Annotated in this window: 18 protein-coding genes; 11 read left to right on the top strand and 7 right to left on the bottom strand. The window is 62.8% G+C overall.

Translation table 11 applies throughout. From position 1 onward, the window contains the following. Nucleotides 1-192: 192 nt before the first annotated feature. Together moaA and PM2_RS06735 are read left to right on the top strand one after the other, a co-directional pair. Entirely contained in the window at nt 193-1,197 is a 1,005-nt protein-coding gene (gene moaA / locus PM2_RS06740; protein ID WP_016711953.1) for a GTP 3',8-cyclase MoaA, read from the top strand. A 20-nt stretch (nt 1,198-1,217) separates the two neighbouring features. Then, a complete protein-coding gene (locus PM2_RS06735; protein WP_016711954.1) occupies nt 1,218-2,117 on the top strand; it encodes a bestrophin family protein in 900 nt (299 codons plus the stop codon). Between the two features lie 20 nt (nt 2,118-2,137). On the opposite strand, the gene moaB is transcribed toward PM2_RS06735, so the two are convergent. Beyond that, a complete protein-coding gene (gene moaB / locus PM2_RS06730) occupies nt 2,138-2,677 on the bottom strand; it encodes a molybdenum cofactor biosynthesis protein B (protein ID WP_012273701.1) in 540 nt (179 codons plus the stop codon). A 141-nt stretch (nt 2,678-2,818) separates the two neighbouring features. Between moaB and PM2_RS06725 the strand changes: the two genes are divergently transcribed. Both PM2_RS06725 and PM2_RS06720 read left to right on the top strand, forming a co-directional pair. Continuing rightward, nucleotides 2,819-3,706 carry a LysR family transcriptional regulator gene (locus tag PM2_RS06725; RefSeq protein WP_016711955.1) on the top strand — a complete coding sequence of 296 codons (888 nt, stop codon included), beginning with the start codon at nt 2,819-2,821 and terminating at the stop codon, nt 3,704-3,706. Between the two features lie 158 nt (nt 3,707-3,864). Then, the gene (locus PM2_RS06720; protein ID WP_016711956.1) at nt 3,865-4,761 is read left to right on the top strand and encodes a DUF6216 family protein; all 897 of its coding nucleotides are present in this window, start codon (nt 3,865-3,867) and stop codon (nt 4,759-4,761) included. On the opposite strand, the gene PM2_RS06715 is transcribed toward PM2_RS06720, so the two are convergent. Then, a complete protein-coding gene (locus PM2_RS06715) occupies nt 4,724-5,497 on the bottom strand; it encodes an AraC family transcriptional regulator (protein ID WP_016711957.1) in 774 nt (257 codons plus the stop codon). The two genes, PM2_RS06720 and PM2_RS06715, sit on opposite strands and share 38 nt — an antisense overlap. 294 nt (nt 5,498-5,791) lie before the next feature. Here PM2_RS06715 and PM2_RS06710 point away from each other — a divergent pair, with 294 nt between their 5' ends. The 5 genes from PM2_RS06710 (at nt 5,792) to PM2_RS06690 (ending at nt 12,280) form a co-directional block, all read left to right on the top strand. Beyond that, nucleotides 5,792-7,405, top strand: coding sequence for an APC family permease (locus tag PM2_RS06710; protein WP_028700254.1), 1,614 nt, complete (start codon nt 5,792-5,794; stop codon nt 7,403-7,405). Between the two features lie 23 nt (nt 7,406-7,428). Beyond that, entirely contained in the window at nt 7,429-8,355 is a 927-nt protein-coding gene (locus PM2_RS06705; protein WP_016711959.1) for a 4-hydroxyproline epimerase, read from the top strand. 41 nt (nt 8,356-8,396) lie between these two features. Further along, on the top strand, nt 8,397-9,344 hold the full coding sequence (locus PM2_RS06700) for a dihydrodipicolinate synthase family protein (RefSeq protein WP_016711960.1): 948 nt from the start codon (nt 8,397-8,399) through the stop codon (nt 9,342-9,344). A 108-nt stretch (nt 9,345-9,452) separates the two neighbouring features. Next, entirely contained in the window at nt 9,453-11,030 is a 1,578-nt protein-coding gene (locus PM2_RS06695) for an aldehyde dehydrogenase (NADP(+)) (protein WP_016711961.1), read from the top strand. Between the two features lie 2 nt (nt 11,031-11,032). Continuing rightward, a complete protein-coding gene (locus tag PM2_RS06690) occupies nt 11,033-12,280 on the top strand; it encodes an NAD(P)/FAD-dependent oxidoreductase (RefSeq protein WP_016711962.1) in 1,248 nt (415 codons plus the stop codon). Between the two features lie 33 nt (nt 12,281-12,313). Here the strand turns inward: PM2_RS06690 and xenA are convergent, their stop codons facing one another. After that, nucleotides 12,314-13,405 carry a xenobiotic reductase XenA gene (gene xenA / locus PM2_RS06685; protein WP_016711963.1) on the bottom strand — a complete coding sequence of 364 codons (1,092 nt, stop codon included), beginning with the start codon at nt 13,403-13,405 and terminating at the stop codon, nt 12,314-12,316. A gap of 85 nt (nt 13,406-13,490) precedes the next feature. Here xenA and PM2_RS06680 point away from each other — a divergent pair, with 85 nt between their 5' ends. Beyond that, the gene (locus tag PM2_RS06680; protein WP_025753907.1) at nt 13,491-13,790 is read left to right on the top strand and encodes an ArsR/SmtB family transcription factor; all 300 of its coding nucleotides are present in this window, start codon (nt 13,491-13,493) and stop codon (nt 13,788-13,790) included. Nucleotides 13,791-13,875: 85 nt separating this feature from the next. On the opposite strand, the gene mqo is transcribed toward PM2_RS06680, so the two are convergent. Continuing rightward, a complete protein-coding gene (mqo, locus tag PM2_RS06675) occupies nt 13,876-15,513 on the bottom strand; it encodes a malate dehydrogenase (quinone) (RefSeq protein ID WP_019098485.1) in 1,638 nt (545 codons plus the stop codon). A gap of 327 nt (nt 15,514-15,840) precedes the next feature. Further along, nucleotides 15,841-16,032: a YhfL family protein gene (locus tag PM2_RS06670; protein WP_003254720.1), complete on the bottom strand. Its 192-nt coding sequence runs from the start codon at nt 16,030-16,032 to the stop codon at nt 15,841-15,843. Nucleotides 16,033-16,221: 189 nt separating this feature from the next. Between PM2_RS06670 and PM2_RS06665 the strand changes: the two genes are divergently transcribed. Continuing rightward, on the top strand, nt 16,222-16,839 hold the full coding sequence (locus PM2_RS06665; RefSeq protein WP_016711965.1) for a LysE family transporter: 618 nt from the start codon (nt 16,222-16,224) through the stop codon (nt 16,837-16,839). Between the two features lie 78 nt (nt 16,840-16,917). Here PM2_RS06665 and PM2_RS06660 read toward each other — a convergent pair whose 3' ends face one another. Further along, nucleotides 16,918-18,126, bottom strand: coding sequence for a hypothetical protein (locus tag PM2_RS06660; RefSeq protein WP_016711966.1), 1,209 nt, complete (start codon nt 18,124-18,126; stop codon nt 16,918-16,920). Nucleotides 18,127-18,136: 10 nt separating this feature from the next. Beyond that, nucleotides 18,137-20,026: a hypothetical protein gene (locus PM2_RS06655; protein ID WP_016711967.1), complete on the bottom strand. Its 1,890-nt coding sequence runs from the start codon at nt 20,024-20,026 to the stop codon at nt 18,137-18,139. Nucleotides 20,027-20,034: the final 8 nt, after the last annotated feature.

The following is a 20,034-nucleotide window of genomic DNA, read 5'->3' as shown; positions in this document are numbered from 1 at the left end:
AGCGTGGGGGTGGGGCGTCCAATCGAAAGATCTTACGGCGTGATAAGCGGTTTCGATCATGGGGTGGAAGCTTTGAAGCATCGGGCCTGCAGCCGTGATAGAAACCATCGATCAACCAGTCGGGCAAAGCAATTTGACGGCCCTGCGGCCAGGCTATAGCTTGGTGTGAACCCACCCCATTCGAGCGCGAACGTGGAACAGAACAGCCGGGCCCTGATCGACGGCTTCAACCGGAAAATCGACTACCTGCGGATGTCGGTCACCGACCGCTGTGACTTCCGTTGCGTGTACTGCATGGCCGAAGACATGCAGTTTTTGCCGCGCCAGCAGATCCTCAGCCTCGAAGAATTGTTCCAGGTGGCCGAGCGCTTCGTCGCCCTGGGCACCCGCAAAATCCGCCTGACCGGCGGCGAGCCGCTGGTACGTCAGGGCATCGTCGAGCTGTGCGGGCGGATTGCCGCCCTGCCCGGCTTGCGCGAACTGTGCATGACCAGCAACGGCTCGCAACTCGGGCGCCTGGCACAGCCACTGTTCGACGCCGGGCTGTCGCGCCTGAACATCAGCCTTGACAGCCTGGATACCGAACGCTTCAAGCAGCTGACCCGTACCGGCGACCTGCACCAGGTCATCGCCGGTATCGACGCCGCACGCCAGGCCGGCTTCAAACGCATCAAACTCAACTGTGTAGTACTCAAAGGCCGCAACGACCACGAACTGGTCGACCTGGTACGCTTTGCCATCGATCGCGAGCTGGACATCACCTTCATCGAAGAAATGCCGCTGGGGGTAATCAGCGAACACGAGCGCGGCGAGTCGTTCTGCTCCAGCGACGAAGTACGCGAGCGCCTGGCAGAACAGTTCACCCTGGTGGAGTCCACCGAATCATCACAGGGCCCTGCCCGCTACTGGCGCCTGGCCGAAGCCGCCAACACCCGGGTCGGTTTCATCTCGCCGCACAGCCACAACTTTTGCGCCACCTGCAACCGCGTGCGCCTGACAGTCGAAGGCCGCCTGTTGTTGTGCCTGGGCAACGAACACTCGGTAGACCTGAAGCACGTGCTGCGTGCTCACCCCGGCAACCGCGAGCGCCTGGAAAAGGCCATCCGCGACTCGCTGCACCTCAAGCCCTACCGCCATCACTTCGAAGTGGGTGGCGATGTGCAGATCCTGCGCTTCATGAACATGACCGGCGGCTGAACCGCCGTCTCTGGATTTCCATGATTGTCCACCCAACCCCCGATGTACTGCGTGTGCTGTTCACCCTCAAGGGGTCGATCGTCAAGCGCATCGCCCTGCGCTGCCTGATGGTGACCCTGCTGGCCGCGCTGATCGTGCTGGTCGAGCGCCATTTCCCCGCGTTTTTCTACCCGGTCAGTGCCACGCCGTTTACGTTGCTGGGCCTGTCGCTGTCGATCTTCATGAGCTTTCGCAACAACGCCTGCTACGACCGCTGGTGGGAGGGCCGTAAGGCCTGGGGCAAGCTGATTATCGAAACCCGCTCGTTCGTGCGCGAAAGCGTGGTGATTGCTGACGAGGCACTGCGCGCAGAGCTGCTGCGCAGCCTGTGTGGCTATGCCCATGCGCTGAATGCCCGCCTGCGTAATGAGGACGACCTGGCGGCCGCCCGGCCCTGGCTGGCCCGGCCAGAGGCGATCAGCTCGCATAACGTGTGCGACGGCATCCTGCGCGACATCGGCCAGCATTGCTCGCAGCTGGCGGAACAACAGCACATCAGCGATTGGCGCTACAGCCTGCTGGAACAGCGGCTGGTAGGCCTGACCGAGGTGCAGGCCACCTGTGAGCGGATCAAGTTCACACCGTTGCCGTTCCCCTACACGCTGTTGCTGCACCGCACCATCTACATCTTCTGCCTGCTGCTGCCGTTTGCCCTGGCCGAGCCGCTGGGCTGGCTGGCACCGCTGTTCACCACCATCGTGGGATACACGTTCTTCGGGCTGGATGCGATTGGCAACGAACTGGAGGACCCGTTCGGACGGGATGAGAACGACCTGCCAACCGATGCCATGGTGCGGACGGTGGAGCGGGATGTGCTGGCGGGTTTGGGCGAGACGCAGTTGCCACCGGCGTTGTTGCCGGTGGGGCATGTGTTGAGCTGATAGCCGTCACAGGAGAAAACTCACCCCCGGCTGGCACAGGCCTCGATCGGCAGCAGGTGTTTGACGAAATTGCACGGCCGGTGCCGGGCATCCAGCTGCTCCGCCAGAATTCCTTCCCACGCCGTACGGCAGGCGCCGGTGGAACCCGGCAAGCAGCACACCAACGTGCGGTTGGACAACCCGGCCAACGCTCGGCTCTGCACGGTAGAACTGCCGATATCCAGAATCGACAGCGCCCGGAACAGCTCGCCAAAGCCATCAATGCGCTTGTCCAGCAGGCACTCGACCGCCTCCGGTGTGCTGTCACGCCCGGTAAAGCCGGTACCGCCGGTAATCAGCACCACCTGCACCTGCTCGTCGGCAATCCAGGTGGCGACCTGGGCGCGGATCTTGTACAGGTCGTCCTTGAGCAACGCTCGCGCCACCAGCCGGTGGCCGATCTCGACCGACCGGCTGGCCAGCAGCTCGCCGGAGGTATCGTTGTCGTAGGTACGGGTGTCGCTGACGGTCAGCACGGCGATGTTGAGCGGTACGAAGACCGCATCGGGTTGGACGCGCACAGTAAAAGCTCCTTGAATGGCCTTGTCGCCACGCTAGAGGCGTGGCTCGGGGGCGTCCAATCGTTATGGCTTACCGGCCGATCAATGACATCTATCGCAGACGTGGGTTATGGTCTGCACAACCATACGCCAGGCACTTTCATGGACATCAAGCAGCTCAAGTTCCTCATCGCCCTCGACCAGACCCGCCACTTCGGCCAGGCGGCGGCGCTGTGCCATATCACTCAGCCGACGCTGTCCATGCGCCTGCGCAACCTGGAGGACGAGCTGGACCTGGTGCTAGTCAAACGCGGCCAGCGCTTCGAAGGCTTCACCGAGGCCGGCGAGCGTATTCTGGCCTGGGCCCGCACCCTGCTCGCCGCCCACGACGGCCTGCAGGCCGAGGCCGCCAGTTGCCGGGGCCAGGTGGTCGGCAGCCTGCGACTGGGCACAGTGCCGCTGGCCAGCTTCAACCCCATGCACCTGCTGCTGCCGCTGCGCGAAAAATACCCCGAACTGCACTTCCAGCTCAGTTCGCTGAGCTCGGAGCAAGTCATCGACGGACTGAGCCGCAACCAGCTCGACCTGGGTATCTGCTACCTGGACCAGGTCAACACCAGCTTCTTCGAAGTACTGGAACTGGGCACCACCACCATGGGCCTGCTGCACGACACCCGGCACTTCCAGTTTGACAGCGACACCCTGCGCTGGGACGCGCTCAGCGACATACCGCTGGGCCTGTTGAGCAAGGGTATGCACTACCGACAGTCGCTGGACCTGAGCTTGCGCAGCCGTGGTCTGGAACCGCATGCGGTACTGGAAAGCGACTCGACTTTCCAGCTGATACAGGCCATCAACACCGGCATGTGCTGCGCGATCATGCCGTTGGACTGCGGCCTCGAAGACCTCAGCGAGCACCTGCGCATTCTGCCGGTGGCCGACGCTGCCATCCACAGCCCGGTCGGCCTGTTGCTGCGCCGTAGCGAGCCGCGCTCGGCGATTGCCGAGCAGTGCTTTGCCGAGGCACGTGGACTATTTGCCAACGGCTGAATATGAGGCCACGCAGTCAATCAAGAAATTCCCTACAACCAACTCGGAAGTTTCACTAGCGACATGTCAGCTTAAGCGCTTTTATTATTGCCGCCTTATCGGACGCGCTGGCCTGAAGCATAAGCACAAGGCCCGCTTAAATCGTTAAAGGAGCTGACATGACGAATTCCACCAATCTGGCCTCATCGTTCTGGAGCGTAGAAACGCTCGCCCCCCTCGGCGGGGTCGGCACGCTTATATTGATTGGGTTGCTGCTGTGGTTCATCTACAGGCGAGCCGGTTCGCTCTACTTTCTTCGCGACCTTATCTGGCGCAGTTTCGGTGGCACCACCGAATTCGACAGTCACTCGCAGTTGAATACCCTGCGCAGGGAATTACGAGAAATTGAGTTCTTCCGCTATGAATTCAATATCCCGGCCAACAACCTGCATGAGGCCTGCCTTGCCCACCGGTGGATCGTAGATAACGGCTTTGCACCCGGCGACCTGAGCCGCAACCGCGCCTATATCGACTGGAGTGATTTCGACGAGCCCAAGTTTGCTACAGCGCGATTCTCCCGAGGTCGCTTCAAAGGGTTCCTTGCCCTGTTGATTGTACTTTTCGCGCTAATTACCCCGCTGCCGGTGGCAAACCAGTCGGAGTATTTGATGGTATCGCTGAAAAATGACCCGGCGTCACCTGCCTTCTACCTGTCGCAACAGGACATCAAGTTTGAAATGTGGTTTCCGGATGAAAAGCTCACGCTGGACCAGTGCCGGTCTTCGGAAAGCCTGGCGCCTTTTACACGCTACATGCCGGAAGAAAAACTCGACACCATCTGCTCGTTCTTCATGGCCCCCGACTACGCAGCGCAAGTTGAAAAAGGTGTGAAGGGCCAGCGTGCTCTGCTGACAGGTTTAGCCGCAATACTGTTCCTCGGCCTACTGCTGACCGTACTGAAGCTGTCGCGGATGGAACGTGCACAAAAGCTCTATAAGGTCTGGCAAGCAAGAGTCGCTTCACCTGAGGCCACTACGGCTACGGCACCGTCGCCTGCCGATACTGCCTCGGCGTGAAACCCGTCAGTTGCTTGAACTGGCGGCTGAAGGCGCTGTGGTCGGTGTAGCCACAGCGCATCGCCACGTCGGTGATCGGCAGGTCCGAATGCAGCAGGCGGTGGGCGTGCTCCAGGCGCGCCTTGTGGATCATCTGTCGGGGCGTGAGGTGAAATACCCGCTTGCAGTAGCGCTCCAGCTGAGCCACGGAAATGCCGGCGATGCGGGTCAGCTCGCCCATACTGATCGGCTGGTGAAAGTGCTGGCGGATATGCTCGTCCACCGCGGCCAGGCGCTGGTATGCAGGGTGAGTGTCGGCGGCTGATTGCAGGTCGACCGAAATGCCCACCAAGCCGATGATCTCGCCCGCCTGGTTGTACAGCGGGCGCTTGTGGGTCAGGCACCAGCCGGGCTCGCGGCTGCCGTACAGGTGCAGCTCCAGCTGGTCGTCCAGCACCAGGCCTTCCTTGAGTACGCGGCGGTCCTGCTCGGTGTAGCCGGGGCCAAGCTGTGCCGGGAAGACTTCAGCGCTGGTCTTGCCGAGCAACGGCTGCAAGCGCTTGAGGCCGCAACGCTGGACCAGGGTGTTGTTGGCCAGCACGTAGCGGGCGGCCGGGTCTTTGATGAAGATGGCGGCGTTGGGGATGACGTCGAGGATCGGCAATAGCAGGGAAACGCTGGCCAGCAGGGCCTCAAGGCTCGCGGGGCGGTGCAAGTCGAGAGACTGGTACAGGGTTGCCAAGGGATTGTCGGTCATCTTCGGTTCTCTGCTGGCTGTGCCCGCGAAGAGGCCAGCACTACCAACACATCTCTACAGCCCTTATTCGCTAAGGCCTACAGCCTATCCAGCACCCCACCCTCGCCGCCAGCATTTTTTGCAACTGTGCCGATTTCGTCATCCCCCTTGCAGAAAACCATCAAGAACCGCCGCCCCGACCGGTTCACTCTATGCCCCACGCAAGCCGCCCAAGTCCTACAAGAGCGCGGCCCAAAAAGCCGCATCTCGTGACATCAGACCTGCCTATCCAATAACCAACAAAAAGGCGAACCCATGTCAGGCAAATTCAAGAAACAGTTATCACTGCTGGACCTCACCTTCATCGGCCTGGGGGCCATTTTCGGCTCTGGCTGGCTGTTCGCCGCCAGCCATGTCTCGGCCATCGCCGGCCCGGCTGGCATCCTGTCCTGGTTCCTCGGCGGGTTCGCCGTGCTGCTGCTGGGCATCGTCTACTGCGAACTGGGCGCCGCCCTGCCCCGCGCCGGTGGCGTGGTGCGCTACCCGGTTTACTCGCACGGCCCGCTGCTGGGCTACCTGATGGGTTTCATCACCCTGATCGCCTTTTCCAGCCTGATCGCCATCGAAGTGGTCGCCTCGCGCCAGTACGCCGCCGCCTGGTTTCCCGGGCTGACCAAAACCGGTTCAAGCGACCCGACCGTGCTTGGCTGGCTCGTGCAGTTCGCGCTGCTGGGGCTGTTCTTCTTCCTCAATTACCGCAGCGTGAAAACCTTCGCCAAGGCCAACAACCTGGTCAGCGTATTCAAGTTCATCGTGCCGCTGCTGGTGATTGGCGTACTGTTCACCTTCTTCAAGCCAGAAAACTTCGAGGTCCACGGTTTTGCCCCGTTCGGCCTGTCCGGGGTGGAAATGGCCGTGTCGGCGGGCGGCATCATCTTCGCCTACCTGGGCCTGACGCCGATCATTTCGGTAGCCAGCGAGGTGAAGAACCCGCAGCGCACTATCCCGATTGCGCTGATGCTTTCGGTGCTGCTGTCCACCGCCATCTACGCCCTGCTGCAACTGGCCTTCCTCGGCAGCGTACCGACCGAAATGCTCACCAACGGCTGGGCTGCGGTCACCAAGGAACTGGCCCTGCCCTACCGTGACATCGCCCTTGCCCTGGGTGTGGGCTGGCTGGCCTACCTGGTGGTGGCCGACGCGGTGATCTCGCCCAGCGGCTGCGGCAACATCTACATGAACGCCACCCCGCGCGTGATCTATGGCTGGGCGCAGACCGGCACCTTCTTCAAGTACTTCACCCGCATCGATGCAGAGTCCGGCATCCCGCGTCCGGCGCTATGGCTGACGTTTGCCCTGTCGGTGTTCTGGACCCTGCCGTTCCCGTCGTGGGAAGCGCTGATCAACGTGGTATCCGCTGCCCTGGTACTGAGCTACGCCGTGGCCCCGGTCACCGTCGCCGCCCTGCGCCGCAATGCGCCAGACATGCCGCGCCCGTTCCGGGTCAAGGGTATGGGCGTGCTCGGCCCGCTGTCGTTCATCATCGCCGCGCTGATCGTGTACTGGTCCGGCTGGAATACCGTGTCGTGGCTACTGGCCCTGCAAATCGTGATGTTCGTGCTGTACCTGCTGTGCGGTCGCTTCGTGCCCACCCAGCACCTGTCGCTGGCCCAGCAAGTGCGCTCGTCGGCATGGCTGATCGGCTTCTACGCAGTAACCATCCTGCTGTCGTGGCTGGGCAGCTTCGGCGGCCTGGGGGTCATCGGCCACCCGCTCGACACCGCAGTCGTGGCGGCTTGTGCCCTGGGCATCTACTACTGGGGAGCGGCCACTGGCGTGCCTGCACACCTGGTGCGCCTGGAAGGCGAGGACGAAAGCGAAACCACCGCTGACACCTATGCCGGCCGCCCTGCCGCCGTCGCCTCCTGATCTTTTACGCAAGGGACAAGCCCATGAAACAGATTCACGTCATCGACTCCCACACTGGCGGCGAACCGACCCGCCTGGTGATGAAGGGCTTCCCGCAACTGCATGGCCGCAGCATGGCCGAACAGCGCGACGAACTGCGCGAGCTGCACGACCACTGGCGCCGTGCCTGCCTGCTGGAGCCTCGCGGCAACGATGTGCTGGTGGGCGCGCTGTACTGCCCACCGGTGTCTGCCGACGCCACGTGCGGGGTGATCTTCTTCAACAATGCCGGCTACCTGAACATGTGCGGTCACGGCACCATCGGCCTAGTCGCCTCGTTGCAGCACCTGGGCCTGATCGCGCCCGGCGTGCACAAGATAGACACCCCGGTCGGCCAAGTCAGCGCCACCCTGCATGAAGATGGCGCCATCACCGTCGCCAATGTGCCCTCTTACCGCTATCGCCAGCAGGTGGCGGTGGATGTGCCCGGGCACGGCGTCGTGCATGGCGACATTGCCTGGGGCGGCAACTGGTTCTTCCTGGTTTCCGAACACGGCCAGCGCATAGAGCTGGGCAACCGGGAAGCGCTCACCGAGTACACCTGGGCCATGCTCAAGGCCCTCGAAGCCCAGGGCATCACGGGTGAAAACGGCGCCCCCATCGACCACGTTGAGTTGTTCGCCAACGACGCCAACGCCGACAGCCGCAACTTCGTGATGTGCCCTGGCAAGGCCTACGACCGCTCGCCCTGCGGCACCGGCACCAGCGCCAAGCTGGCCTGCCTGGCCGCCGACGGCAAGCTTGCCGAAGGCCAGACCTGGGTGCAGGCCAGCATCACCGGCAGCCAGTTCCACGGCCGCTACGAGCGCGACGGCGAACACATTCGCCCGTTCATCACCGGCCGCGCCTACATGACCGCCGACAGCACCCTGCTGATCGACGAACAAGACCCGTTCGCCTGGGGTATCTGACCCCGGCTTTTTCCGACTGAACATTGCGAGGAGTGACAACAATGACTGACAACATCTTCACCGGCACCATGCCCGCCTTGATGACCCCATGCACCGCAGACCGCAAGCCGGACTTCGACGCTCTGGTGCGCAAGGGCCGCGAACTGATCGAGGCCGGCATGAGCGCCGTGGTGTACTGCGGCTCGATGGGTGACTGGCCGCTGCTGACCGAAGCCGAGCGCCAGGAAGGTGTGGCGCGCCTGGTGGCCGCAGGCATTCCCACCATCGTCGGCACGGGTGCGGTGAACACCCGCGAAGCGGTTTCCCACGCGGCCCATGCTGCCAAGGTCGGTGCCGCCGGCCTTATGGTCATCCCCCGCGTGCTTAGCCGGGGTGCCTCGTTGATCGCCCAGAAGCACCACTTCTCGGCCATTCTCGCCGCCGCGCCCAAGCTGCCAGCAGTGATCTACAACAGCCCCTACTACGGCTTCGCCACCCGCGCCGACCTGTTCTTCGAACTGCGCCGCGAATTCTCCAACCTGATCGGCTTCAAGGAGTTCGGCGGTGGCGCCGACCTGCGCTACGCCGCCGAGCACATCACCTCCAAGGATGACGATGTGACCCTGATGGTCGGCGTGGATACCCAGGTGGTGCATGGTTTCGTCAACTGCAACGCCACCGGTGCCATCACCGGCATCGGCAACGCCCTGCCGCGTGAAGTGCTGCACTTGGTGAGCCTGAGCAAGCAGGCGGCCAAGGGCGATGCGAAGGCCCGTCGCCTGGCGCGTGAGCTGGAAGCGGCACTGGCGGTGCTGTCGTCGTTCGATGAGGGTTGCGACCTGGTGCTGTACTACAAGCACCTGATGGTGCTGAACGGTGACCGCGAATACAGCCTGCACTTCAACGAGACCGACGTGCTGACCGATGCGCAGCGCAACTATGCCGAGCAGCAGTACGCGCTGTTCCGCAGCTGGTATGCCAGCTGGTCGGCTGAGCAAAACGTCGCCTGACTTTGGACTTGCGCGGACTCTTGTAAGAGCGGCCTTGTGTCGCGAAAGGGCGCTCCTACAGGGGCTGCGGTTTCCCTTGATACCCGTATTTGACTCCAAGGAGGCTACATGCCCCTCACAGGCAACCTGCTGATCGGCCAGACGCCGGTAACTGGCAGCCGCGAAGCCATCCACGCCATCAACCCGGCTACCGGGCAAACGCTGGAACCGGCCTACCTCGGCGGCACCGGCGAACACGTGGCCCAGGCCTGCGCCCTGGCCTGGGCGGCGTTCGATGCCTACCGCGAAACCTCGCTCGAACAACGGGCACAATTTCTCGAAACCATCGCCGCGCAGATCGAAGCCCTCGGCGATGCCCTGATCGACCGCGCCGTGGCCGAAACCGGCCTGCCCAAAGCGCGCATCCAGGGGGAACGGGGCCGCACCTGCACCCAGTTGCGCACTTTTGCCCGGGTGGTGCGGGCTGGTGAATGGCTGGATGTACGGGTCGACAATGCCCAGCCCGAACGCCAGCCCCTGCCCCGCGCCGACCTGCGTCAGCGCCAGGTGGCCCTGGGGCCGGTGGCCGTGTTCGGCGCCAGCAATTTTCCGCTGGCATTTTCGGTAGCCGGTGGCGACACCGCGTCGGCATTGGCCGCTGGCTGCCCGGTGGTGGTCAAGGCCCACAGCGCCCACCCTGGCACCAGCGAACTGGTCGGCCAGGCCGTGGCGCAAGCGGTGAAGCTGTGCGGTTTGCCGGCCGGCGTGTTCTCGCTGTTGTACGGCTCTGGCCGAGAAGTGGGCATCGCCTTGGTCAGCGACCCGCGTATCAAGGCAGTAGGTTTTACCGGCTCGCGTAGCGGTGGTGTCGCACTGTGCCAAGCCGCTCAGGCACGCCCGGAGCCGATCCCGGTGTACGCCGAAATGAGCTCGATCAACCCGGTATTCCTCTTCGAGGCCGCTTTGCAGGCCCGCGCCGAAGCGCTGGCGCAAGGCTTCGTCGCCTCGTTGACCCAAGGTGCTGGCCAGTTCTGCACCAACCCCGGCCTGGTGATCGCCCGACAAGGGCCCGCGTTGCAGCGCTTCATCGCTGCCGCCAGCGAACACGTACAACAGGCCGCCGCGCAGACCATGCTCACCCCGGTCATCTTCAGTGCTTACCAGGCCGGTGTCGGTGCCCTGGCGGAAAACGCCAATGCCAAGGCGGCAGCCAGTGGTCAGGCCGGGCAAGGCCCCAACCAATGCCAGGCACAGTTGTTCGTGACCCAGGCCGAAGCCTTCCTGGCAGACCCGGCGTTACAGGCCGAAGTGTTCGGTGCTGCGTCGTTGGTCGTGGCCTGCGTGAGCGATGAACAGGTACGCCAGGTGGCCGAGCAACTGGAAGGCCAGCTGACCGCTACGTTGCAACTGGACGATGCCGACATCACCAGCGCCCGCGCCCTGCTGCCGACCCTTGAACGCAAGGCCGGGCGCATTCTGGTCAATGGCTGGCCGACCGGCGTTGAGGTGTGCGATGCGATGGTCCACGGCGGACCGTTCCCGGCCACCTCCGATGCCCGCACCACCTCGGTGGGCACGGCGGCGATCCTGCGCTTCCTGCGTCCGGTGTGCTACCAGGACTTCCCCGAGGCCTTGCTGCCGTCGGCGTTGCAGCACGGCAACCCGCTGCAACTGCGGCGCCTGCTTGACGGTAAACGGGAAGGCTGAACATGCTCGAAACCGCTGAAACTGATATCGCGGTGGTTGGCGCCGGCATTGTCGGCGTCGCTTGCGCCCTGCAACTGGCCCGTCAGGGCCGCCGAGTGCTGCTGGTCGACCGTCAGGCGCCCGGCCAGGGGGCATCCTATGGCAATGCCGGGCACCTGGCGACCGAGCAGGTGTTCCCGATCGCCGACCTGTCGATCCTCAAGCGCTTGCCGCGCATGCTGCTGGACCCGATGGGCCCGTTGCGCCTGGACTGGAAGTACCTGCCCAAGGCCATGCCGTGGTTCACTCGCCTGCTGCTCAACCTGCGCCCAGCGCCGTTCCAGCGCAGCGTGGCCGGCATCCGCACACTGAACGAAGGCAGCCTGGGTGCCTGGCGGCGATTACTGGGCTCGATCGGGCGCAGCGAGCTGTTCCAGGAAGATGGCTCACTGCTGGTGTTCGAGAAGCCTGAATCACGCCAGGCCCTGGAGGCCTTGCGCGCACGCATGCAACAGCAGGCGGTGCCGGTGGACTTCTGGTCGGCTGAGGCCGTACGCGAAGCGGCACCGCAGTTGAACCCGTCATTGCTGGGCGGTCTGTTCTTTCCCAAGACCGGCCATTTCATCGATCCGTACAGGGTGGTGTGCGAGCTGTTCGAAGCGGCCAAAGCCAGTGGCGTACGGTTTGCCCAGGCGCAGGTCGAGGGTGGCCGGTTGCACAGCGGCGGGGCCACCCTGGTCAGCGACCATGGCACGTTCAATACCCGTCAGGTGCTGATCAGCTGTGGTGCGCACTCCGCGAAACTGACCGCCGTACTGACGGGCAAGCGGGTGCCGCTGGACACGGAGCGCGGTTACCACCTGATGCTGCCGGGCGAGCATCAGCGCCTGCCGTTTGCGGTCACGTCGCTGGAACGCAAGTTCATCATGACGCCCATGGCCGACGGCTTGCGCCTGGCCGGCACGGTGGAGTTCGCCGGGCTGGAGGCACCGCCGAGCATGCAGCGCGCCTGGCAGTTGCACCATTTGAGCAAGGGGTTGTTTCGGCAAGACTTGAGTGCCGAAGGGGCAACGCCGTGGATGGGCTTCAGGCCTTCGTTGCCAGACTCGTTGCCGGTGATCGACAGGGTGTGTGATGGGCGGGTGCTGCTGGCGTTTGGGCATCAGCATTTGGGGCTGACCCAGGCAGCGGTGACGGCGGAGTGGGTGGGGCGGTTGGCTGAGCAGGCCAGTGGGCCTGAGATGGGGGCCTACCGGTTGGATCGGTTTTAGATTCGGGGGCTGCTGCGCAGCCCCCGGCATCACTCAGCGATAGCGCTCAAGCCAGTGCGCATACGGCGCCGGCAAGGTCCAGGAGGCTTTCTCCACGCCCAGCTCCTTGGCCGCAAAGTACGCCCAGTGCGGATCAGCCAAATGCGCGCGCCCTACCGACACCAGGTCCAGCTGGTTGGCCTGCAACGCGGCTTCAGCCAGTTGCGGCGTACCAAAGCCCCACGCCGAGGTCACCGGCAGCTTCGCCTCACGGCGCACGCGTTCGGCGATCGGCCCCATGAACGCCGGGCCCCACGGAATGTTGGTCTCAGGGATGGTGAAACCGACGCTCACGCTCAGCAGGTCCAGGCCACCGGCCTTGAAGCGGCGCGCCAACTCGATCGACTCTTCCAGGGTCTGCTCATCGCGGCCATCGTACTCCAGCACACCAAAACGCGCGGTCAGCGGCAGGTTCTCCGGCCACACTTCACGCACTGCAGCCAGGGTTTCCAGCAGGAAACGGCTGCGGTTGTCGAAGCTGCCGCCGTAGGCGTCGGTTCGCTTGTTGGAGTGCTCGGAGAAGAAGCTCTGGCCCAGATAGCCGTGGGCAAAGTGCAGTTCGATCCACTCGAAGCCGGCGTCACGCGCACGGCGTGCGGCATCGACGAAGTCCTGCTTGACCCGGGCGATGTCGTCCAGGGTCATTGCGCGCGGCACGTTTGGCAGGTGCGCGCCAAAGGCAATGGCGGACGGGGCGATGGTCTCCCAGCCACGCGCGTCATCAGCACCAATGTGGTCGTCACCCTCCCACGGGCGGTTGGCGCTGGCCTTGCGGCCGGCGTGCGCAATCTGGATGCCCGGCACCGAACCGGCCGCCTTGATGGCCTGCACCACCGGCACGAAAGCCTGGGCGTGGGCATCGCTCCAGATTCCGGCGCAACCAGGGGTGATGCGCCCTTCCGGTGCCACCGCCGTGGCTTCGACCACCAGCAGGCCGGCACCGCCACGGGCCATGCTGGCGTAATGCACCTGGTGCCAGTCGTTGATCAGGCCATCCTCGGCCATGTACTGGCACATGGGCGGAATGGCGATGCGGTTGCGCAGGGTGACGTCTTTGAGGGTGTAGGGTTCGAACAGTGCGGACATGGGAAACTCCGGGCTCATCTGAATACTGTTGTTCGATCATAATCGAACTATGGCAATTAATGAAACCCCCGTTATCATGTGAGCCATGCGAGCCTACAAACACCCCACCGCTGAAGACCTGATCCTCGAACGCCTGCTCTATGCGCTGAGCGACCCCGTGCGCCTGGAAATCGTCCGACACCTGGCCGGTGTCACCGAAGCCAGCTGCGGCGAGCTGGATGGCGGCCGGCCGAAGTCGAGCATGTCCCATCACTTCCGCGTCCTGCGTGATGCGGGGCTGGTGCATACCCGCAATGTGGGGACGACCCACATGAACTCGCTGCGCAGCGAAATGCTGGGTGAGCGGTTTCCTGGGTTGCTGGAGTGCATTCTTCGGCAGAGCTGATTTTCCTGTACCCGCGAAAGGGCCCGAACAGGCAATAAAAAAGCCACGAGGTTTCCCCCGTGGCTTCTTTCACAACAATGGCCGATTACAGCGCCATGTCGTTCGCAGGCTTGCTCTCAACCGGCTCGCTCGGCGCGCCGTTGAAGTCAACGCTGGCATCGATCACCGGCGGTTTCTCCAGCTGCAGCACTTCAGCGGTGTAGTTCCACTCTTTCTGGGTGGCCGCTGCCGAATCGTTCAGCTTGGTGCCGTAGCTTGGCACGATTTCCTTGATCTTGGCCTGCCACTCAGGGGTAGCGACCTTCTCCTTGAACACGGTTTCCAGCACGTTCAGCATGATCGGTGCAGCCGTCGAGGCGCCTGGCGATGCACCCAGCAGGCCAGCAATGGTGCGGTCTTGCGACGCCACCACTTCAGTGCCCAGCTTCAGCACGCCGCCTTTCTCGGCATCACGCTTGATGATTTGCACACGCTGGCCGGCCTGCCACAGGCGCCAGTCTTCCTTCTTGGCGTTCGGGAAGTAGGTGCGCAGGGCTTCGAAGCGGTCATCATCCGACAGCATCAGCTGGCCAGCGAGGTACTCGACCAGCGGGTACTGCTCGATACCCACCTTGGTCATTGGCCACACGTTGTGGGTGGTGGTGCTGCTCAGCAGGTCCAGGTACGAGCCGTTCTTCAGGAACTTGGTCGAGAAGGTGGCGAACGGGCCAAACAGGATCACGCGCTTGCCGTCCAGCACGCGGGTGTCCAGGTGCGGTACCGACATGGGTGGAGCGCCAGTCGAGGCGATGCCGTAGGCCTTGGCCATGTGCTGCATGGCAACGGTCGGGTTCTCGGTCACCAGGAACGAGCCGCCCACGGGGAAGCCTGCGTATTCCTTGGCTTCAGGAATGCCCGACTTCTGCAGCAGCTTCAGTGCGCCGCCACCAGCACCGATGAACAGGAACTTGGCGTCGGTGGCCGATTCGGTACCGTCCTTCAGGTTCTTGTACTCGACGTGCCAGGAGCCGTCCTTGTTGCGGGTGATGTCCTGCACTTCGGTGGACAGCTTCAGGTCGAAGCCTTTCTGGGTTTGCAGGTGGCCAACGAACTGGCGGGTGATCTCGCCGAAGTTCACGTCGGTGCCGATCGGCGTCCAGGTCACGGCCAGCTTCTGGTTCGGGTCGCGGCCTTCCATCATCAGCGGGACCCACTTGGCGATCTGCGCGTGGTCCTCGGAGTACTGCATCGGGCGGAACAGCGGGCTGGCCTGCAGCGCGTCGTAGCGCTTCTTCAGGAACTTGATGTTGTCATCGCCCCACACGAAGCTCATGTGCGGGGTGGTGTTGATGAACGAGTGCGGGTTCTTCAACACGCCCTGGCGTACCTGCCACGACCAGAACTGACGGGAAATCTGGAAGGCTTCGTTGATTTCGATGGCCTTGGCGATGTTGACGTTGCCGTCTTTGTCTTCCGGGGTGTAGTTCAGCTCGGCCAGCGCGGAATGGCCGGTACCGGCGTTGTTCCAGCCGTTGGAGCTTTCTTCGGCCACGCCGTCCAGGCGCTCGACCATTTCCATCGACCAGCTTGGCTCCAGCTCATGCAGCCACACGGCCAGGGTGGAGCTCATGATGCCGCCGCCGACCAGCAGCACGTCTACTTTCTTGGTTTCTGCGGCGTGCGCTTGCATGAAGCTTGCAGCGACAGCCAGACCCAGCAAGGTCTTGCCAGCTTTCTTGAACATTGATCAATTCCAGTCAGGAGAACAGAGGGCGGGCCTGTGGCTGGCCCAGGTAAAGCGTGTTCTTCAGCGCAGGCTTGTTGTTGATCATTGTTCAGCAGCTAGAGAACCAGAAAACGACTCGGCCTTTTGTCGAATTGACCGACAACGCTGAATCGTTTTTCTGATTGTATATGAAATGCCAGCACAAACAAATTGCCCGCCCCGGCGTCAAGACGACGGGTTGCCCCAGTGGCAGATTGTCACGCCAAAAACAAAAACCCCCGGCCATCTACATGACCGGGGGCCTTGGATCACGCCGCAAGCGTCGCGATCAGGGTACCGCCAAGATTACTGCTGCTGAGGCAGTTTATCGATCGGGCCGCAGCCACCGATGATCTTGGAGATGGAAACCGAAGGGTGGAACAGGTAGTCGTAGGTGCAGTTTTTCGGCTGGTTGTAAACCTGGCCAGTGCAACCCGACAGCAGGGCAACACCCGAAACTACAGCAACGGCTACGGTGGCCTTGAACAGCTTTTTCATTACAAAGTCCTTTAAATGAATCATCTTCGACCATCGTCTGATGGCGGCGGGATGATACAGAAAACAGGCATTGGATCCAAGTCGTGCTTGGCAATGATGGATTGCGAATGTGCAACAACAGGTTGTAAAGCACGCTGTTGGCGACGATAGTCATGACTCTGCCTTTGCACTGCTCTACAGGAGTTCACCATGCTCGGCGTCACCGACTACGGCGCATTCGTCATCGCCTTCATCATTCTTCTGGCCATCCCGGGCCCGGGCAATTTTGCCCTGATCACTGCCACCGGCAAGGGCGGCATCAAGGCAGGCCTGGCCGCGACCTGTGGGGTGATCGTCGGTGACCAAGTCCTGTTGTGGCTAGCGGTAGCTGGCGTCGCCACCTTGCTGGCCACCTACCCTGCGGCCTTCCACATCGTGCAATGGGCCGGCGCCGCGTACCTCGCCTACCTGGGCCTGCGCATGCTGTTGAGCAAACCGGGTGACGCGCCGCGCACCAGCCGCATGGACAACGGCCAATACCTGCGCCAGACCATGCTGATCACCCTGCTCAACCCCAAGGCGATCATGTTCTACATGGCGTTCTTCCCATTATTCATCGACCCGGTGAAGCATCAGGGGTTGGTGACGTTCGGCTTCATGGCGGCAACGGTGGCGGTGATCACGTTCCTGTACGGGTTGATCGCCGTGGTGCTGACCCACCGGCTGGCCGAACGCATGCGCGCCAACCCGCGCATTACCAATATGTTCGAGCGGCTGGCGGGGGCTTGCCTGGTAGGGTTCGGCATCAAGCTGGCGGCGATGCGCTGAAACCTCTGACTCGCAGAATTGAAAAAGCCCCCGGCAACTCATCGTTGCCGGGGGCTTTGTTTATCAGCGATCAACCGGTCAATTGGTTTCCAGCTCATACGCCTTGCTCACGAACAACGCCGCAAACAGGCTCTTGCCTTCCTTGAAGGTGTACTGCTCTTCAAACTTGCCATCCTCGACCAGCTTCTGCCCGATGGCACATTCCGAGTCGCTGTGGTTCTTGCCCTTGGCACCAAAATCACTGCTCCACGTCGACAACCCGACCTGTTCACAGAAGGCGGCAAACTTCGCCTTCGGAACATTCTGCTGGTAGTCGCTGTAAGCCTCTTTCAGCGGTTTGAAGCCGCTGTAGCTCACGCTGTAGTTCTCCACCTTGGCCTTGCGTGCAAAACCACTCACCGCCTCGGCCAGTACAGCCTGACCGGTGTACGTGCTGTAGGCCCCGATCAGCATGGCGCTCAACGCACTCTTGAGCTGGGTTTCGACATCGTCGAGCTCCGGCAGCGACTGGAACTCGGCCTTGCGCACGATCTCACCCACCTTGGAGCCATCGTTACGGTGGGTCACGACGAACGCCATCGAGCCCTCGCCGTCACTGGAGCGCTTGAGGGTGAAGTCCACGTCTACCGTGGTGCCGAATTCCCCCGTGCTACTGACCAAAAACGCGCCGGTCATTGGCTGACGCACAACCATGTTACTACCCCAGTCGAAGTTCGACTGGGTGGCCCGGCCATTGGCGGCCAGTTCGGCACGCGGCTGGATCTCGTCGCTGACATCAGACACCAGCACCACTTCAGCGCCCTTGCTGGCAACGAAAGGGTTGCCCATCTGCATCCCAAGCAGCTGGATGTGGATCGTGCCGTCCTTGCTGTCACCCTCGTGCGCCAGCTTCAGCGCATCGGCCTTCAGGTAGACGCCTGCAACATTGCCGCTGGCGTTGAGTTGGTACTTGGCCCAACCGGCCAGGCCTTCCTCCGCCGAGCTACCGCGAACCGACTCCATCAGGCCCGACAGGCCACGCATGAATTGCTGGGCACCGTTGGTCTGCGCGGCCGCCACGCGGATCTCGGGGTCGGCGACAGTCAGGTTGCCAGAGAACGCCGAGTAGGAAATATCACCTTCAGACAGCACGTCCTCAAGGAAGTAGCGCTCCTTGAAGTCGTCGTAGTAGGCCATCGCAGCCTTCTTGCCCGAGCTGGACAGCATCGCGTAACCACCGCCGAGCACCAGCACCGCTGCGGCCACACCGCCAATCAGCAGCTGCTTCTTGTTCATCTGTTTGATCATGGTGTTTGCCTCACTGGACCATGGCGGAAGCGTTGTTCCAGTCGTTCACGTACTTTTGGGAGACCTCGGGGGTCCAGCTGAAATCGATACCGGCGTTAGGGAATTCCTTGGCCAGCACGGCGCCGAACGACACGAGATCGGCACACTTGTCCTGCTTGCACGCCTGGGGCTCGCCCGCGTTATAGGCACGGTAAGTGGGCACGGCGCGGCCATCGTCCAGCGGGTAGTACGGCGTGGCGTTGGCCACTTGGGCCACGTACCAGCCTTCGCTGTATTCCTCGTCCGCCACCAGGCGGCCCTTGCTCGGGAAGTCGATGGCGTAGAAGTCGCCCTGCTTGCCGGTGACGTGGACCATCATCGGCGCCACGCGGGCCGAGGTTGCCGGGTTTTGCTGTTCCAGCGGCGAAGCGAAACGCACTTTGATGCCGGCCATTTGTGCCAGGGCTTCGGTTTCGCGCCCTTTGAACTCGCTCATGCCGTCTTGCAACTGCTGGTAACGCTCCAGTACGCGGGTGTGGACGCTGGCCAGTTCCTGTTGACGCCGGCGCGCCTCACGCACCCGCTGCTCCTCACGCTGAACGGCCCAGTTCACGCCATCGCGCACATCGAAGAACAGGCCTTGGCGATTGATGCCGATGCGGTTGCGGGTGATTTTCTGCGCGTCGTTGCCCCACATGTTGTTCGTGATCGCCGAAATGTCTTTGACGATGAGCAGGTTGGCCACGTCGGTGGTGGTCGGCGAGGTGGTCTTGATCAGGTCAAAGATTTCCAGCGCAGCTTCCTTGTACTTGGCTGCGTCCAGGGCGAACGACTCGTCCGGGGTTACTGCCACGTAGTAAGGGTCGCTGCCGAACGGACGGAGCACGCCGTAGCTGCCACGGGTGAAGGCCAGGTACACCTTCATCTGCCGGCTAGGGATCTCGCCCACCAGGAATGCGGCCTGGCCAGCGTCTGCCGTGAGGTAGGAAACGGCCTTGTCCTTGACCGCAGGCTCGAAGACCTTGTTGAAGATCAAGCCGCTCGGGTGAACGTATACGCGGCTCCAGTTATCCCCACGGTAAGTGCCCACGGCCTTCCAGCTGATTTTTTCGAAGTTGCCTTCGCCAAAACCGGACGCCGGGCACGGCATGGCCGGGGTGGTGCCGAACGACAGGGTGTCACCGTTGCTGATGATCTCGCGGCTGAGTACCCATTTGCAGCCGGAACCGTCCGTTACCTGCATCAGGTTGCGGTTCTCCAGGACCACGGCGCGACCGAAGTCCGAGGTGGGGGCTGCGGCTACTGCGGCGGCAGGGGCTGCGACGGGCGGAGCGGCAGGCGATGCGGCCGGGGTTTCGGCTGCCGGTGCTGGTGCGGGCTCTGCGGCAACGGCTGGAGCTGGCACTGCAGCAGGGGCTGCTTCTACTTTCGCAGGTGTCGATTCGACTACCGCAGGAGCTGGCTCAGGCGCTGAGGCTGGGGTTGGGGCTGGAGCAACCGCAGCCGGGGCTTCTGCCGGTGCAGGTGCCGGGGCTGGCGCAGCCGGAGCGGGTGCCGGGGCAGCAGCGACGGCGGCAGGCGCGGCGGCCAGGGTCACCAGGCCCAGGTTGCTGGCATTGCCCGAACCGCTGGCGTAGAGGTTGCCTTTGGCGTCCACGGCTTTCCAGCTCACCTTGGCGGTCGAGCAGTCCTTGGCGAACACGAACGGCAGCTTGGTCAGCAAGCCCGATAGCAGCTCCTGGTTGTCCCAGGCCGGACGGGTGATGGTCAGCTCGACCTCGGGTTTGCACCAGGTGGTGGCGTCCCCAGGTACTTCGACCTTGATGTTTTCTTTCTTCGAGAAGGCCAGCTCATGGGCGAACGCCTGCGGTACCAGACCACAAGCGCCGATCACAGCCAGCGCGAGCGCGTGCTTTTTCATGGAGTTCC

The organism is Pseudomonas monteilii NBRC 103158 = DSM 14164, from assembly GCF_000730605.1.
GTDB lineage: Bacteria > Pseudomonadota > Gammaproteobacteria > Pseudomonadales > Pseudomonadaceae > Aquipseudomonas > Aquipseudomonas monteilii.
The sequence above is the reverse complement of the archived record's forward strand: the minus strand, read 5'-3'. Positions and strand labels throughout refer to the sequence as shown.